Below are 17,284 nucleotides of genomic sequence, written 5' to 3' on the forward strand. Positions count from 1 at the left end.
GCCGGACCTGGTGCCGCCGACGGCGCGGACTCGGGCACCGCCGCCGGGAGCACCGGCGGTCCGCTGTCGGCCGGGCAGGCGCGGCTCGCGCGCAAGGAGCTGACCCGGCTGGAACGGGCCCTGGAGCGGCTGGCCCGCCGCGAGAGCGCGCTGCACACCGCGCTCGCCGAGGCGGCCACCGACCATCAGCGCCTGCTCGCCCTCGACGCCGAACTGCGCGAGGTCGTCGCCGAGAAGTCCCGCACCGAGGACGCCTGGCTCTCCCTCGCCTCCGGCCTCGAGGACGCCTAGAGCGTCAGTCAGGTAACCATACGTATCCATCCTGAACGATGGCACGCTTCGATGGACGTCGGCCACCAGAGAAGATCGGCGTAATTTTGTCGTTGTGTACGCTTTTGCGGCCAAAAAGCGTACACAGCGACAAACTCTCCTGGATCATGGCCTGCGCGGGTGGTCGTGGATGGGATCCGCGCTACTTGACCGGCGTTCTAGCCCATCCGCATCAAGCAGGATCCACGCGAAGCGCTCTGGGGCGTGTCTGATGGATGTTGGTCGATGTGGGCGGCGGCACCCACCAGGATGCTGGGGTCCCCGGAGCACTCCGCGGTGGTTTTGCCTGGGTGTGCGTTCCCTTGGTGATCGCCGGTAGGTGATCGCCAAGCCACGGGCGGCGCCCACCACAGAGGCCGGGGCCCCCAAATAGTGCCTTAGGCACTATTTGGGGAGAGCCTTTGCCTGGAGGCGTTGTGGGTCGGGCCAGCGGACCTCGTGGACGAGGTGCAGTGTCTCCATCGCCTTGATCAGGTAGAAGCTGGAGTCCACCTGCCAGGGCCTGACGCCGTGGCGGGCCAGCGTGGGCTCGGCGTGGTGCAGGTTGTGCCAGGACTCGCCCATCGACAGGATGGCCAGCGGCCAGACGTTGCCGGAGCGGTCCCGCGACCTGTACGGGTGCTTGCCGGCGACGTGGCAGATGCTGTTCGTCGACCAGGTGACGTGGTGCAGGACGCACACCCGGACCAGGCTCGCCCAGAAGAACGCCTGCACCGCCGCCTCGAACGAGCCGCCCCACAGGCCACCGACCAGTGCCGGGGCCGCGAGGCTGAGCGTCGCCCAGAGCCCGAACAGGCGGCTGACGCGGACGATGTCGGCGTCGTCGAGCAGGTCCGGGGCGTACCGGCGCTGGTCGGTCTGTTCGACGTCGAACAGCCAGCCGATGTGGGCGTGCCACAGGCCCTTGGTCAGGGCGCGGAAGCCGGGGCCGTAGCGCCATGGCGAGTGCGGGTCGCCGTCCCGGTCGCTGAAGGCGTGGTGACGCCGGTGATCGGCCACCCAGCGGATGACCGGGCCCTCGATCGCCATGCTGCCGGCGATGGCGAGCGCGACGCGTACCGGCCTGGAGGTCCTGAACCCGCGGTGGGTGAAGTAGCGGTGGAAACCGACCGTCACCCCGTGGCCGGTGATCGCGTACATGGCGACGGCGATGATCACGTCGCGGGGGCTGATCCACCGGTCCCACAGCAGCGGTACCGCGGCGGCGAGGGCCGCCAGCGGGATCATGATGACCATGGTGAGGGTGATCTGTTCCCCTCGTGCCTTCAGCGCGGACCTCGGCGCCACGGTGTGCCGGGTGGGCGCGCCCACCTGGGCCGCGGGGGCCGTGGCACCCGCCGGGTTCACCGTGTCGGTAGCGGTCATGACATAACCCCGTCCATCAGTGCCGTCCACCGGTTTCGTCGTCGCAATGGTTTCCGTTGTGACACCGTAGCTTGTGACACCGTAGCTTGCGGCGGTAACACGTGGTGTCCGGGGCGGGAAACATCGTGGAAAAACAATTTCACGGGCCTGGACGGTTGCGGCCAGGGTACGGTGGTTGTCACCAGGAGCTGGTGGGGGCGGCTGGCGGCGGTCGCGCGCGGTGGCGACGCGGCGGGCCGGGGGTGTCCCGGACCCGAAAAAATCATGGCCATGTCCTCTTTGGCCTGCTGGCAGTGGTATGCTACGAAAGATTTTCTCGGTCCGCCGTGGTGTAATTGGCAGCACAGGAGATTTTGGTTCTTCTAGTCCACGTTCGAGTCGTGGCGGCGGAGCCCCGGGCCGGATCGGCGGGTGCGCCGGTCCGTACAAATCATTTGGTCCACCGGAATTGTCCACGATATCCCCTGGCCGCGGATATCCGCCGGTCGCAATCCGGTAAGCTCGACACGCATCGAGTTGATGTCCACGATCAGGGGAGCTCGTGTGACCCAACCACGTCTGGCGGCCGTTGTCGTCCTCGCCGCGGGTGAGGGCAGGCGGATGCGCTCCGCGACCCCGAAGGTGCTTCACCGTGTCGCCGGGCGCACCCTTGTGGATCATGTTCTCGCCGCGGTCGCCCCGCTCGGGGCCGAGCGGCAGCTGGTGGTCGTCGGGCACGGGCGCGAGCAGGTGGCCGCGGCGCTGGCCGGTCGCGTGCCCGAGGTCACCCCGGTCGTGCAGGCCCGCCAGGGCGGCACCGGCCACGCCGTGCGGGCCGCGCTGCCCGCGGCGGGTGACATCCGCCCGGACGACCTCGTGGTCGTCGTCCCGGGGGACACCCCGCTGCTGACCGGCGCGACGATGTCGGCGCTGGTCGCGGCGCACGCGCACGAGCCGGCGGCGGCGACGGTGCTGACCGCCGAGGTGCCCGATCCCTTCGGCTACGGGCGGGTGCTGCGGGATCCGTCCGGCCGGATCCGCGCGATCGTCGAGCAGGCCGACGCCGACGCCGCCACCGCCGCCGTCCGGGAGATCAACACCGGCGTGTACGTGTTCACGGCCGGCCCGCTGCTGGCGGCGCTGTCCTCCCTGACGGCCGACAACGCCCAGGGCGAGGAGTACCTGACCGACGTGGTCGGCGCGTTCTTCGACGGCGGGCGGACCGTCCGGGCGTATCCGCTGGACGACCCCGGGGAGGCCGCCGGGGTCAACGACCGGGTCCAGCTGGCCGCCGCCGCCGCGGCCATGCGGGACAGGCTGGTGACCGCGGCCATGCGGGCCGGCGTCACCGTGCTGGATCCCGCCACCACCTGGATCGACGCCGACGTGGCCCTCGAGGCGGACGTGACGCTGCTCCCGCACACCTTCCTGCACGGCAGCACCCGGGTGGCGGCCGGCGCGGTGATCGGCCCCGACTGCACGCTCACCGACACGCTGGTGGGTGCCGCGGCCACGGTGAGCCGGACGACCGCCTCCCGAGCGGTGATCGGCCCGGACGCGGCCGTCGGCCCCTACACGCATCTGCGCGAGGGCACCCGTGTCGGCCGCGGGGTCAAGCTCGGCGCGTTCGTGGAGACGAAGGCCGCGGAGATCGCCGACGGGGCGAAGGTGCCGCACCTGGCCTATGTGGGGGACGCGGTGATCGGCGCGCGTAGCAACATCGGATGTGGCACGATCGTGGCGAACTACGACGGCGTCGCCAAGCACCGTACGGTGATCGGCGCGGATGTCAAGATCGGAAGTGACACCGTACTGGTGGCGCCCGTGCATGTTGGCGACGGTGCGTACACCGGCGCCGGTTCGGTCGTGACCGAGGATGTGCTGCCGGGCGCACTCGCGGTCAGGGAGGGCCGGCAGCGGACGATCGAGGGATGGGTCGAACTACGGCGTCCGGGCACCGCGGCGGCACGAGCCGCCGCTGCCGCGCGCGGGTATGCCGAACAGGCAGGTGACGACGGTGGCCCGAACGGGGTGGCTCACGCCGGGGCTGATCGCGCCGGGCCGGCCCCTGTCACGGTTGCCGGTATTTCCGACAACGGGCACCGCGCGTAGCGGCTCGCCACGGTATGAGGACCGACCATGACGGAGCGGGACGAAGGTGGAGAACCTTTGATGGCCTATCAGACGGATAATCGGCGCAACCTGATGCTTTTCGGTGGCCGTGCACACCCTGACCTGGTGGCCGAGGTTGCCCGGGAACTTGATGTCGAACCGGTTCCCACCAATGCGTATGAATTCTCCAACGGAGAGATCTTCGTCCGGTTCGAGAAATCCGTACGCGGATGTGACGCGTTCGTGCTGCAGTGCCACTCCTCGCCGGTGAACACCTGGCTCATGGAGCAGCTCATCATGGTCGACGCGCTGAAGCGGGCCAACGCGAAGCGGGTCACCGTGGTCGCGCCCTTCTACCCCTACGCCCGGCAGGACAAGAAGCACCGCGGCCGGGAGCCGATCTCGGCCCGGCTGATCGCCGACCTGTTCAAGACCGCCGGCGCGCACCGGCTGATGTCGGTGGACCTGCACACCGCCCAGATCCAGGGCTTCTTCGACGGCCCGGTGGACCACCTGTTCGCGCTGCCGCTGCTCGCCGACTACATCGAGGCCAAGCTCGACACGTCCGCGGTCACGGTGGTGGCCCCGGACGCCGGCCGGGTCCGGGTGGCCGAACGCTGGACCGACCGGCTCGGCTGCCCGCTGGCGATCATCCACAAGCGCCGCGACCGGGACGTCCCGAACCAGGTGAAGATGTTCGACGTGGTGGGCGAGGTCTCCGGCCGTACCTGCGTCGTCGTCGACGACATGATCGACACCGCGGGCACCATCACCAAGGCGGCGGAGTCGCTGCGCGAGCACGGCGCGACCGATGTGATCGCCGCGGCGACGCACGGTGTGCTCTCCGGCCCGGCGGTGGACCGCCTGAAGAACTCCGAGATCAGCGAGGTCGTGCTCACCAACACCCTCCCGCTGCCCAGCGAGGCCCGCATCGACAAGATCACTGAACTGTCGATCGCGCCGTTGCTGGCCGCCGCCATCAGGGCGGTCTTCGAGGACGGCTCGGTGACCGAGCTCTTCGGCGGCGACGCGTGACCACCGGTCATGACGCACGGCTGGACGCGTGTCCCGTCGTGCGTCCGGTGCGTCCGGTACGTTCAGGTATACGACGGGTAACCATAGTGTGGCCAGCCGGTGATCTCTCCAGTGGGATCATCGGCTGAGAAGCACCGGCTGAACTGTCAGTCCGTGTCGGCTGTCGCCGGCCCGGGTGCGCCGCCCGGGCCGGGTGCGCTGGCGCCTCCCCATGGCCGGGCCCGTGTCGCCCGACGGCTGTGCGATCGTTGACCGTATGGACATCCTGGGGCGAACAGTCCGGCGATGAGCGGACTGTCGGTGCTGTCGGGCGGATTCATCGGTGGCCTGTTCGCGGCGGTGGCGGTTTTATGGATCATGGTGATCCGAATCCGTCGCGGATGGCCGAAACCGACCAGGTTACTGGCCGTCCCCGTGGCGATACTTCTGACGGTCGCGGCGGTGGCCGACGTGGTCAACGCCTACTTCAGTTACCTGCCCCGGCTCGGGGACGTGGTGGGAGCGGCGACCGCGGGCGGCTCCGATCCGCGTCTGAAGGTCGCGGACCTGCGCTCCCCGACGCCGTCGGACGCCCCGCGTCCGCATCCCCACGGAGCCGTCCTGACCCTGCCGGTTCCGGACCGTGGTAGCGGGTTCGGGCGGACGACCGCGCTCGTCTACCTTCCGCCCCAGTACTTCGACCAGCCGCGGTGGCGCTTTCCGGTGCTCTACCTGATCCACGGATCACCTGGCATCCCCGCTGACTGGCTGCGGGGCGGGCAGGCCGCCGACGCCGGTGCCCAGGTCGCCGCCGCCGGCCATCCGGTGATCATCGTGATGCCGCGGATGAGCCGTGGCTGGCTCGACGACCCGGAGTGCGTCGACGGGGTGACCGAACATGTCGAGACCCATCTGTTCAGCGACGTCATACCGACGGTCGAGTCGGCCTTACGGGCCGAGTCCGGACCGGCCGGCCGGGGGATCGCCGGGATGTCGGCGGGTGGTTACTGCGCGCTCAACCTCGGCCTGCGGCACAGATCCATGTTCGGAACGATCATAGACATGTCCGGGCTGACCCGTCCGACCCACGAGGACGGGCTCCGCCCGCTGTTCGGTACCGGTCCGGCGGCCCAGGCCGCCGCGGCCGCGAACAGCCCTGATCTCTATGTCGACGGGCTGGGACCGGGCCCCCGGCCGCGGGTCTGGCTCGACGCGGGGCGCCGTGACCACGCCGTCACCACTCCCATCCGGCATATGCGTGATCTTCTCAGCGCTGACGGGTACCCGGTGCAGCTACACCTGCGACCGGGGGTGCACACGTTCACGGTATGGCGTCCCGCGCTGCGGGACGCGCTCGCCTGGTTCGCCGGCGGTACCTCGTCGGCGCCCACCGTCTAAGCCGTGTCCGTCCCGCGTACGGCGGTGCTTTTCGTCCTGGCCGCGCTCGCCGAGATCGGCGGGGCCTGGCTGGTGTGGCAGGGGATCCGTGAGCACCGGGGTGTGCTGTTCGTCGGCGGCGGGCTGGTCTCCCTGTGCGTCTACGGGCTCGTCGCCACGCTTCAGGAGGAGGCGGCCTTCGGGCGGCTGCTGGCCGCCTACGGCGGCGTGTTCGTCGCCGGCTCCCTCGCCTGGGGCGTTGTCGCCGACGGTTACCGGCCTGACCGTTACGACATCGCCGGCGCGTTCGTCTGCCTGACCGGAGCCGGCCTCATCATGTTCGCTCCCCACCGGTGATCCCGGTCCTCCCGGCGGGTGGATGGCGCTCTACTCGGTGGGGGAGACCGACAGCGGCCAGGTGCCGCCTCGTACGCAGCGTCCGGTGGTCAGGTCCCAGGCCCAGTGGTGGCGCGGGCATTCCAGCACGCCGTCGACGATGTCGGCGTCGGTGAGATCCTCGCCGGCGTGTGGGCAGTAACGCTGAATCCGCAGTCCGTCACGGGTGATCGTTTCGTCCGACACGGAGCTGTCCTGCCGCAGCTGCCAGGTCACCACCGGGGTGTCGCCGTAGCGCAGCAGGCCCATCAGGGTGACGTCGAACAGGTCCGGATCGCGCCGGAGCCCTATCCGCATCGACAGCAGCGCCTCCTCCCAGGTGGCCTCCCCGTCGACGATCGCGCGCAGGACGCGCGGCGGGACATGCAGCTCGTAACTGCCCGGCGGGCCAGCGGCCACCGCGCTGCCGCCGGCTGTGCCGTCGCTGGCTGTGGTGCCGCCGGCCGTGGCGCCGCCGGGTGGGACAGCGTCGGGTGGGAGCGCCGGGGGCGAGGCCGCCACGACCGCCGGTTGCGGGGGAACCGGCCGGATCATCACCGTCCACCGCCGCGTACCGGAAAGAATGGTGAGATCGCGCTGGTAGTCCGCCAGCAACGGGCGGTTGCGCCGGATCAGCCGGGAGAAGTAGGCGTCCAGCTCGGCCGTGTTCACCGGGGTGTCGGGGCGTTGTTCGTGCGCGCCCCACTGCGCCTGCCGGCGCCGAGCGTAGCCGGCGACGTCGGTGGGTGCCGGTGCCGGTGCCGCGGCCGTGACCGGTTTGCCGCCGACGATGTCGATCCGGTCACCAGGCTGGACGTCGACGATCTTCACCTGCGGGGCCGCCTCGACGAACGAGGGCGCGACGTCCGCCCAGTGCGGAAAGATCGTCTGTTCGCGGTCGTTGTGGACGCGCAGAGCCGGGTCGAGGAAGACTGGCGGCCCCGCGCAGGGGACGTAGGCGCGGGCGTCGGTCGCGGCGACCGTCCGCATCAGGGTGTCGAGGAGGCCGGAACGCACCTGGGCGACCTTCTCCCGCATCACCGGCAAAGGATAGAAGTAGCAGTTCGGGTACCACATGGCCCCGGAGAACTGCGCGGCGAGCAGGTCGACGTCGCGTGGCAGCTCGGTGAGCTTGGGGTGGCAGTCGTTGAGGTCGAGGAAGCGGAAACCGTCCAGCTCGACCAGGAGCGCGCTGTCCTCCTTGTGGCTGGTGTCCAGCAGCATGGTCGCCTGGAGGCCGGGGCGCAGCGGTACCGACTCGCCGTGGCCGAGCACGGTGATGTCGCTGAAGCCGAGGCCGCGCATCTCCCGCAGCAGGTCCCGGGAGCGGAAGGCCGCGCAGAGCACCGGCAGCGACCGGGGGAGCATGCGCAGCAGCGCCCGGTCGAAGTGGTCGGTGTGGGTGTGCGAGACGTACAACGCGTCATAGGAGCCGGCGGCGACCCGCTCGAGCAGGTGCCCGTTGTCCGGGAACGGGAACCAGGACTCAAGAAAAGCCGGGTGGAACCACGGGTCGATGAGCAGCCGGAATTCATCGTGTCGTACGACGAAACCGGCGTGGCCGATGTAGTCGATGGAACTTTTCCGTGCGGCAGTCAATGGCATGTCGTTTCCGTCCCCCGCACGCGCCGGCCCGGCGCGAGACCCCCTCGGTCGACGCGCGACGTCGACTCGTGCGCTGCCGACTATAGCGAGGGCGGCCACGCCGCCCGGCCGGCCTGCCGCGAGGGCGACTTACCGCGAGGGCGGCTGTGCGGCCCGGCGCAGGAAGCGGGCCGGGCTGCCCACCCACACCTCGGCCTCGGGGACGTCGGTGAGTACGACCGCGCCCATGCCGAGCGTCGACCACGCGCCGATCGTGAGGTTCTCCCGGACGAGCGCGCCCTGGCCGAGGTAGGCGCCGGCCCCGACCCGCACCCCGCCGGCCAGCGTGACCGATCCGCAGATCGTCGCGAAATCGGCGACGACGTCGTCGTGGGTGAGCACCGTGTTCGGCATCACCGAAACATGATTACCGACGGTGACGGATGTGGTCAGGGCCGCCCCCTGGAGGAGCACGCTGCCATGACCGAGCGTGCATGAGGGCGGCAGGTGCACGCTGGGGTGGACGACCGTGCCGAAGCGCTCCGGGCCGACGCCGTCAGCGGCCAGGCGGGCGGCGAGCCGGGCCCGGACCGCGCCGGAGCCGGGGCAGAGGATCACCGCCGCGTCCGGCGTGCCGGCGACCACCTCCGTGCCGCCGACGACGGGCAGGCCGTCCACCGTGCCGCCGTGGCGGGCCGGATCGTCGTCCGTGAAACCGATCAGCTGGTATCGTTCGGTGGCGAGTACGGCCTGGGCCGTCTCGCGGGCGAACCCGCCGGCACCGACCAGCAACAGGGGTTGCGGCGTCTGAGCCCTCATCGGACCGTTATAGCCGCATGCGCGCACTGTGCGACAACAGCCCTCCATCGGGCCGTCCATCAGGCCCTCCACTCGGTCCCACCCGGCACGCCACGCGGTCTTCCGTCGGCGACAGGGCGGATCCGTCGGCTCATGATGCGTCCGGTACTCTGAAAGACCGCGTCGCGGCGCTGCTGGTTTCTTGTGCTAAGGCGGCGCCGATGTCCATTGAAGATCCGTAATAGGAGGATGAGTACCGCCATGTCCGAGGTCCGCATCGCCGCGGAGCCCCGCACCGAGTTCGGCAAGGGCGGGGCTCGTCGTACCCGCAAGGCCGGCAAGGTCCCGGCCGTCCTGTACGGCCACGGCCAGCCGCCCCGCCACATCTCGCTGCGCGCTCACGATCTTCTGCACGCGTTCAAGACCGATGCCGGTACGAACGTGCTGCTCCGGCTGGAGCTCTCTGACGGGACGCAGCTCGCCCTTCCCAAGGACGTCCAGCGTCATCCGATCAAGGGCAGTTTCGAGCACGTCGACCTGGTCATCATCCGTCAGGGTGAGCGGGTCACGGTCGAGGTGCCGGTGACCCTCGTCGGGATCGCCGAGAGCGACACCCTCGTCGACCAGCAGCTGACAGCCGTCTCGTTGCAGGCGGCCGCGACCGACATCCCCGGGTCGATCGAGCTCGACGTCACCGGTCTCAAGCCGGGTGCGAACATCAGCGCCGGCCAGCTCGTCATCCCGGCGGGCACGGTGCTGGAGACCGACGCCGGGCAGGTGGTGGTCCAGGGGCTGGCGAAGCCGACCGCCGCCCAGGTGGACGCCGACCTCGCCGGTGCCGAAGCGGCCGGTGGGGCCGAGGGCGAGCAGGCGCAGGCCGGCGCTTCGGCCTGACCGACGTTTTCTCCCGCCTGGATGACCTTCTTCCGTCTGGATGACGCCGCCGCCCGGATGACGCCGCGATGACTCCGTCAGCGACCGGGCCCCGGACGCAGGCCCAGGCCCAGGCCCAGGCCGGGAGCATGGCCGCCGGCCCGTGGCTGGTCGTCGGGCTGGGCAATCCCGGCCCGACGTATGCCGGCAACCGGCACAACATCGGATTCATGGTTCTCGACCTGCTGGCCGAGCGGGTCGGGGACCGTTTCCGCGCGCACCGGGGAGGCGCGGACGTCGCCGAGGCCCACCTCGCCGGGGCCCGCACGCTGCTCGCCAGGCCCCGCTCCTTCATGAACACCTCGGGCCCGCCCGTAGCGGCCCTGCGCGCCTTCTTCAAAGTCGACATCGGGCACGTCGTGGTCGTTCACGACGAGTTGGACATCCCGTTCGAGACGATCCGGCTCAAGCTCGGCGGCGGCGACAACGGGCACAACGGTCTGCGTTCGGTCACCGCCGCGCTGGGTTCGCGTGACTATCTCCGGGTCCGGGTCGGGATCGGGCGCCCGCCCGGCCGGATGAATCCGGCCGACTTCGTCCTGCGTGACTTTTCGGCTCCGGAACGCAAGGAGCTCCCGTTTCTGGTGGACCGGGCGGCCGATGCCGTGGAGTCGCTGCTCGGCAGTGGCCTGGAGGCCACCCAGAACGCCTTCCACACCTCGCCCGCCAAGCCGCACTCCTGATCCGTGCCTGCCCGCCGCGACGCGCCGGTGCCGGTAGCGACGCCGGTGCCGGTAGCGACGCCGTTCGGGAGGCCGCCGTTCGGGAGGCCGCCGTTCGGGAGGCCGCCGTCGGAGCCGCCGGAGCCGTCGGGACTCGGAGTCATCGGAACGAGGCCCCCGCAATGGCCGGCCGTCCCCGCCAATGACCGGACGCCCTGTCAATCTTTGAGAAGTGGCCTCGATGTGGCCTTTTGTGCGTGGGGTGCCACTCGCCGTAATAGTTTTCCGCGGTTTGCCGCAACCGGTTGTCACCGGGTTTGATCCGGTCGTCTAATCTGACTGGGCGCCACCTCCATCGGTACGGCTGGATGTGGCACGCGGGTGGCACGGGAGGCGGGGGCGTCGCCGTGTCCCCCGAGTTTGATTTCCGTACTCCGTCGCCTTTGGGAGAAGGCGCGGTCGGCCCGTCACCTGCGGTTGTCGGCCGGACGACGGTTCGGATTTGTGGGGGGATGATTGTGAACCTGTACCGGTGGGTTACCGGTGGGCGGCGGTTTCCACATGCCAGCGAGGCTTGTGGATACACGTCAAAATGTTTGTCTGTTGATTCTCCGGTGGGCGGGATAGTGGTTTCCGCTGGACGGAGGCCGGCGTGAGAGGCCTCGGCGCCCGCCGGCGTCAGCGCCGTCCGTGGCCTCGGGCCGCCCGTATCTGCGCGCTGCTCACCGGTGTGGCAGTGGCTGTGGCGGTGCTGGGGCTGCCCCGGCTGGCGCCGGGCGCCCTGCCGGTGGCCCCGGCCGCGAGCACGGCGGGGACGGGAACGGCGACGGACGCAGACAGCCTGGCAGCGTCCTCCTCGGGGACGTCCGCCCCCGTGACCGACACCATCGGGCCGGCCGCCGCCACCGCGACCGACCAGTCGACCTCGTCGACCCAGGCGCTGTCGCTCTCGACGTGCCTCCCGCTGCTGGTAGGCAAGATCGTCTGTGAGAACCAGCAGCAGGGCAGCCCGCAGTCGGAGTGGGACCTGGACAGTCCCGACGCGGGCGACCCGAGCCTGCAGGGCTTCGCGACGGACATCAGCGTGAACGTCGGGCAGACGGTCTCCTTCAAGATCAAAAGTACCGCGTCCGCGTACCGGCTCGACATCTACCGGCTCGGCTACTACGGCGGTGACGGCGCCCGGAAGGTCGCGACGGTGAACCCGTCCGCGCCGTACCCGCAGGCCCAGCCGGCCTGCCTCAACGACGTGGCCACCGGTCTGATCGACTGTGGGAACTGGGCGGCGTCGGCGTCGTGGGCGGTGCCCTCGAGCGCGGTGTCCGGCCTGTACATCGTGAAGCTGGTCCGCACCGACGGCCAGGGTGCCAGCCACATACCGTTCGTGGTGCGTGACGACTCCAGCCACTCCGACCTGACGCTGCAGACGTCGGACTCGACCTGGACGGCGTACAACGCCTACGGCGGGAACAGCCTGTACAAGGGCAGCCCGGCGGGACGCGCGTACAAGGTCAGCTACAACCGGCCGTACCAGTCGCGGGTGAGCGAGGTGGACGGCCACAACTGGATCTTCGCCGCGGAGTATCCGATGATCCGCTTCCTGGAGGCGAACGGGTACGACCTGACGTACACGACGGACGTGGACTCGGCCCGGCGCGGCGATCTGATCAAGAACCACAAGGTGTTCATCTCGTCGGGGCACGACGAGTACTGGTCGGGTGAGCAGCGGGCCAACGTGCAGGCCGCCCGCGACGCCGGGGTCGATCTGGCGTTCTTCAGCGCGAACAGCATCTACTGGAAGACGCGCTGGGAGCCGAGCATCGACGGTTCGTCGACGAACTGGCGGACGATCGTCTGCTACAAGGAGACGAAGAACTCCAGCCCGCAGGATCCGCAGTATCCGGCGCAGTGGACGGGCACCTGGCGGGATCCGCGCTACAGCCCGCCGAGCAACGGCGGCCGCCCCGAGAACGAGCTGCAGGGCACGCTGTACATGGTGGACCCGCCGACGGACTTCGCGATGAAGATTCCGGCGGCGTTCTCGAAACTGCGTTTCTGGCGGAACACCGCGGTGGCCAGCGCGGCGCCCGGCACGACCGTCACGCTCGCGGACGCCACCCTCGGGTACGAGTTCGACACCGACCCGGACAACGGCTTCCGGCCGGCGGGGGTGTTCGACCTGACCGCGCAGACCGAGAACGTCCAGCACAAGCTGCTGGACTACGGCAGCCAGGTCGGCCCGGGCCAGGTCACCCACAACATGACCCTCTACCGGGCGGCGAGCGGAGCGCTGGTCTTCGGCGCCGGCACCGTCCAGTGGGCCTACGGTCTGGACGCGGTGCACGACGGCCCGCCGAGCACCGCGAGCCCGGCGATGCGGCAGGCCACCGTGAACCTGTTCGCGGACATGGGCGCACAGCCGAAGAGCCTGATCAGCGGCCTGGTCTCGGCCGCGGCGAGCCTGGATGCCCTGCCGCCGAGCGTCACGGTGACCTCGACAGCACACGGAGTGGTCGGGCAGTCGTACGCGGTGACGGGCACGGCGACGGACGTCGGCGGTGTGGTCGCCGGGGTGGAGGTGTCGACGGACGGCGGCTCGAGCTGGCATCCCGCCCAGATCCCCGCGGCCGCGGCCAACGTGAACTGGTCGTACACGTACACACCGAACGCGCCGGGCACCTTCTCGCTGAAGGTCCGGGCCAGCGACGACAGCGCCCGGCTGAGCAGTCCGGTCACGGCCTCGCTGATCGTCGACCCCCGCACCTGCCCGTGCACGATCTTCGGTAACGCGGTGCCGGCGAACCCGGCAGACCCGGACGGCGGCGCGATCGAGGTCGGTGTCCGGGTCCGTTCGACGATCAACGGGACGATCACCGGGGTCCGGTTCTACAAGGGCGCGGGCAACACCGGCACCCACACCGGCACGCTGTGGTCGAACACCGGCACGGCGCTGGCCACCGGCACCTTCAGCAACGAGACCGCGACCGGGTGGCAGACGCTGACCTTCGCCCAACCGGTGGCGGTGCAGGCGAACACCACCTATGTGGCGAGCTACTACGCGCCCAGCGGCCACTACGCCGGTGACGGAACGTACTTCACCGGGAAGGCGGCCTACACCGCTCCGCTGCTCGCCCTGCCCGACGGCATGGACGGCGCCAACGGTGTCTTCCGCGCCGGCTCCTCCGGTTTCCCGACGAACACGTTCAACGGCACGAACTACTGGGTGGACGTGGTGTTCGCCGGCGACACCGCCACCGACACGGCGCCACCCCAGGTGGTGTCGGTGTCACCGCTGGCGGGCAGTTCCTCCCTCCCGCTGAACACCTCGCTGAAGGTCCTCTTCGGCAAGCCGTTCAACCCGTCGTCGGTGGCCTTCACGCTCAAGACGAGCGGCGGTACGTCGGTGGCGGGGACGGTGTCGGTGAACTCGGCGGCGCTCAGCGCGACGTTCACCCCGAACGCGGCCCTGGCGGCCGGTACGGCGTTCACGGCGACGATCACCGTCGCCGACTACCAGGGGCACGCCATCAGCCCCGCGTACGCGTGGACGTTCGCCACCGGCGCCACCCAGCCGCCACCGGGCACCTGCCCGTGCACCGTCTGGAGCGACCTGCAACAGCCCGGCACGGTCACCGTGAACGACCCGTCCGCGCTCGAGCTCGGGGTGAAGGTCCGGGCGAGCCAGAACGGCTGGATCACCGGGATCCGCTTCTTCAAGGGGCCGAAGAACACCGGCGTCCACACCGGCACGCTGTGGTCCGCCACCGGTACCCAGCTGGCCACGGCCACCTTCGCCGACGAGAGCACGACGGGCTGGCAGCAGGTCACGATCGACCCGCCGGTGCAGGCCACCGCGGGCACCACCTACGTGGCCAGCTACCACACGTCGGTCGGCTACTACTCGGCCACATCCGGCTACTTCGCCTCCGGCGGGACGTCCTACGGGCCGCTGACCGCGCTCGGTAACGGCGTGGACGGGCCGAACGGCGTGTTCGCACCGGGGAACGGCGGGGTGTTCCCGGCGCAGAGCTACAACTCGAGCAACTACTGGGTGGACGTGGTGTTCTCCACCACCCAGCCGGCACCGACACCGCCTCGGGTGGTGTCGGTCAGCCCGGCCAACGCCGGCACGGGTGTCGCGCTCGGGGTGCGACCGGTGATCACCTTTGACCGGTCGCTCGACCCGGCCAGCATCACGTTCACGCTGAAGGCCGGCGCGACGAACGTCAGCGGCTCGGCCGCGTACGACGACGCGACGCGCCGGGTCACCTTCACGCCGTCCGCTCCGCTGCAGTTCAGCACCACTTACACCGCTTCGGCGAACGCAAGCGGTGTGAACGGGGTGGCACTCGCGTCGCCGTACACGTGGACGTTCACGACCGGGACGCCGGCCACCTGCCCCTGCACGCTGTGGCCCGCGTCAACCGTGCCGGCGAACCCGACCAGCAGCGACGCCAATCCCTACGAACTCGGTGTCAGGTTCAGCAGCGACGTCACCTCCTGGGTCACGGGAATCACCTTCTACAAAGGCACGAACAACACGGGTAGCCATACCGGGTCGTTGTGGTCGGCGTCCGGGCAGCTGCTGACGAACGGCACCTTCACCAACGAGACCGCCACCGGCTGGCAGACGCTGACCTTCGGCACACCGGTACAGATCAGCGCGAACACCACATATGTCGCGAGCTACTACGCCCCGAACGGCGGCTATGCGTCAGCTACTGGCTACTTCGCAGCAAATGACTGGAACGCGACGCCGTTGCACGCCCCCGCCTCCGGTGCGGGCGGGACGAACGGGGTCTTCCGCGGTGGCTCGGCGGGCTTCCCGACGACCACCTACAACGACAGCAACTACTGGGTCAGCCCGGTCATCGTCACCCAGGAGCCGGTGTCGACCTGCCCGTGCACGCTGTTCGGCACCCAGGTGCCCGCGAACCCGTCGAGCCCGGACACCGGCGCCATCGAGCTCGGGGCCCGTTTCACCTCGGACGTCAACGGCAGTGTGACCGGCGTGCGGTTCTACAAGGGCGCGGCCAACACGGGCACCCACACCGGGTCGTTGTGGTCGGCGTCCGGGCAGCTGCTGGCGACCGGCACCTTCACCAACGAGACCGCGACCGGCTGGCAGACACTGGCCTTCGCCACGCCGGTGGCGATCACCGCCGGGACGGAGTACGTGGCCAGCTACCACACGACCGTCGGCGGGTACGCGAACAACGGCGGTTTCTTCAGCAGCCAGTACCGGGCCGCTCCGCTGACCGGCCTCGCCGGCGGTAACGGTGTCTACCTGTACGGCGCGGGCGGATTCCCGACGAACAGTTACAACAGCACCAACTACTGGGTGGACGTGGTCGTTCAGACAACCTGATGATCGACACTGTGGGTCACTGAATACCTGGGATCGTCCATCGGTCGGCGCCGGGGCTCAAGCTCCGGCGCCGACCTGCGTGATGCCCGTGTCCAGGGCCGCCGGGCCGGGCCGGCACGGGGGCTGTCCGTCGTGTCGGACCCTGTTGGCATAATTGGCGCGATCCATCGCGACTGATGATCGCGAATGGTGGTCGCATACTGGGGGGTAGCGAATCATGCCGGAAGCAACGGGCCCGGAAACAACGAGTCCTGACGCGACAGGCGTCGCCGTTGTGGGGGCCGGCTACTGGGGCCCGAACCTTGTCCGTAATATTCAGAATTCGCCGCGGCTGCGGCTGAAGTGGGTCTGCGATCTCGACATCGAGCGGGCCCGCCGGGTCGTCGGCCCGTACAGCACCGTGCGGACCACCACCGTGCTCGACGACCTGCTGGCAGACCCCGAGGTCGTCGCGGTGGCCGTGGCGACCCCGGCGGCGACCCACGCGGACGTCGCCATGCGGGCGCTCGACGCCGGCAAGCACGTCCTGGTGGAGAAACCGCTGGCCTCCTCGTCCGCGGAGGCGGTCAAGCTGGTGGACGCCGCGCAGGAGCGCGGGCTGGTCCTCATGTGTGACCACACCTACTGTTACACGCCGGCCGTGATGAAGATCCGCGAGCTGGCGCACGCCGGTGAGCTCGGCGACATCCACTACGTCGACTCGGTACGCATCAACCTGGGCCTTGTCCAGCGCGACGTGGACGTGCTGTGGGACCTCGCCCCGCACGACCTGTCGATCCTCGACTTCATCCTGCCCCCGGGCGTGGTCCCGGAGGCGGTGTCGGCCCAGGGCGCCGACCCGATCGGCGCGGGCCGGGCCTGCGTCGCCTACCTGACGCTGTCACTCACCGGTGGCGCGATCGCCCACGTCCACGTCAACTGGCTGTCCCCGACCAAGATCCGGACAACGATCGTCGGGGGCTCCCGGCGGACCCTGGTATGGGATGATCTCAACCCCACCCAGCGGCTGGCCATCCACGACCGGGGTGTGGACCTCACCTCCGCCGACGGCCTGGGCGACCAGGCCCGGCGCGAGATGATGATCTCCTACCGCAGCGGTGACATGGTCGCCCCGGCCCTCGTCGAACGCGAGGCGCTGGCCTCGGTGATGGCCGAATGGGCGGACGCGATCAGCGAAGGCCGCCCGGCCCGCACCGACGGCCGGGCCGGGCTGCGCGTACTGGACATCCTGGAAGCCGCGTCCCGGAGCCTCGACTACCACGGTGCCACCGTCCCGCTACGGGTCGATCGCTGACGCGGCCGCGGGGCCGCCAGCCCGACCATGGCCGCGTCGCGGCGGCAGCCCAGACGCGTCGCGGCGGCGGCCCGTGGCCGCGGGCCACGGCGG

General features: G+C 70.0%; 11 protein-coding genes, 1 tRNA gene and 1 pseudogene. 10 read left to right on the forward strand and 3 right to left on the reverse strand.

The window, feature by feature from the left end; genetic code table 11:
• Window positions 1–291: pseudogene (locus NBX02_RS03425) on the forward strand (ABC transporter ATP-binding protein); the annotation flags it as partial.
• Between the two features lie 423 nt (window positions 292–714).
• Here the strand turns inward: NBX02_RS03425 and NBX02_RS03430 are convergent.
• Window positions 715–1,695, reverse strand: coding sequence for an acyl-CoA desaturase (locus NBX02_RS03430; protein WP_250286023.1), 981 nt, complete (start codon window positions 1,693–1,695; stop codon window positions 715–717).
• A 320-nt stretch (window positions 1,696–2,015) separates the two neighbouring features.
• Between NBX02_RS03430 and NBX02_RS03435 the strand changes: the two genes are divergently transcribed.
• The 5 genes from NBX02_RS03435 to NBX02_RS03455 all read left to right on the forward strand — a co-directional run bounded on the left by NBX02_RS03435 (window position 2,016) and on the right by NBX02_RS03455 (window position 6,534).
• Window positions 2,016–2,087, forward strand: a tRNA-Gln gene (locus NBX02_RS03435).
• Between the two features lie 151 nt (window positions 2,088–2,238).
• Window positions 2,239–3,786, forward strand: coding sequence for a bifunctional UDP-N-acetylglucosamine diphosphorylase/glucosamine-1-phosphate N-acetyltransferase GlmU (glmU, locus tag NBX02_RS03440; RefSeq protein ID WP_445548239.1), 1,548 nt, complete (start codon window positions 2,239–2,241; stop codon window positions 3,784–3,786).
• 60 nt (window positions 3,787–3,846) lie between these two features.
• Window positions 3,847–4,821, forward strand: a complete 975-nt coding sequence (locus NBX02_RS03445; RefSeq protein ID WP_250286022.1) for a ribose-phosphate diphosphokinase — start codon at window positions 3,847–3,849, stop codon at window positions 4,819–4,821.
• Window positions 4,822–5,106: 285 nt separating this feature from the next.
• Window positions 5,107–6,198, forward strand: coding sequence for an alpha/beta hydrolase-fold protein (locus NBX02_RS03450; RefSeq protein ID WP_250286021.1), 1,092 nt, complete (start codon window positions 5,107–5,109; stop codon window positions 6,196–6,198).
• A gap of 3 nt (window positions 6,199–6,201) precedes the next feature.
• Window positions 6,202–6,534 carry a YnfA family protein gene (locus NBX02_RS03455; RefSeq protein WP_250286020.1) on the forward strand — a complete coding sequence of 111 codons (333 nt, stop codon included), beginning with the start codon at window positions 6,202–6,204 and terminating at the stop codon, window positions 6,532–6,534.
• A 30-nt stretch (window positions 6,535–6,564) separates the two neighbouring features.
• Here NBX02_RS03455 and NBX02_RS03460 read toward each other — a convergent pair whose 3' ends face one another.
• Window positions 6,565–8,157, reverse strand: a complete 1,593-nt coding sequence (locus tag NBX02_RS03460; protein ID WP_250289969.1) for a Rieske 2Fe-2S domain-containing protein — start codon at window positions 8,155–8,157, stop codon at window positions 6,565–6,567.
• A 129-nt stretch (window positions 8,158–8,286) separates the two neighbouring features.
• A complete protein-coding gene (locus NBX02_RS03465) occupies window positions 8,287–8,955 on the reverse strand; it encodes a NeuD/PglB/VioB family sugar acetyltransferase (protein WP_250286018.1) in 669 nt (222 codons plus the stop codon).
• A gap of 240 nt (window positions 8,956–9,195) precedes the next feature.
• Between NBX02_RS03465 and NBX02_RS03470 the strand changes: the two genes are divergently transcribed.
• From NBX02_RS03470 to NBX02_RS03485, 4 genes are all read left to right on the forward strand, one after another.
• Complete coding sequence (locus NBX02_RS03470) at window positions 9,196–9,828, forward strand: 50S ribosomal protein L25/general stress protein Ctc (protein ID WP_250289970.1); 633 nt, start codon at window positions 9,196–9,198, stop codon at window positions 9,826–9,828.
• Window positions 9,829–9,956: 128 nt separating this feature from the next.
• A complete protein-coding gene (gene pth / locus NBX02_RS03475; RefSeq protein ID WP_250289974.1) occupies window positions 9,957–10,550 on the forward strand; it encodes an aminoacyl-tRNA hydrolase in 594 nt (197 codons plus the stop codon).
• Window positions 10,551–11,181: 631 nt separating this feature from the next.
• The gene (locus NBX02_RS03480) at window positions 11,182–15,897 is read left to right on the forward strand and encodes a DUF4082 domain-containing protein (protein WP_250289972.1); all 4,716 of its coding nucleotides are present in this window, start codon (window positions 11,182–11,184) and stop codon (window positions 15,895–15,897) included.
• Window positions 15,898–16,114: 217 nt separating this feature from the next.
• Window positions 16,115–17,191 carry a Gfo/Idh/MocA family protein gene (locus NBX02_RS03485; RefSeq protein WP_250286525.1) on the forward strand — a complete coding sequence of 359 codons (1,077 nt, stop codon included), beginning with the start codon at window positions 16,115–16,117 and terminating at the stop codon, window positions 17,189–17,191.
• The last annotated feature ends 93 nt before the right edge of the window (window positions 17,192–17,284 follow it).

This window comes from Protofrankia sp. CiP1_Cm_nod1 (genome assembly GCF_920888515.1).
In the GTDB taxonomy this organism is placed as follows: Bacteria; Actinomycetota; Actinomycetes; order Frankiales; family Frankiaceae; genus Protofrankia.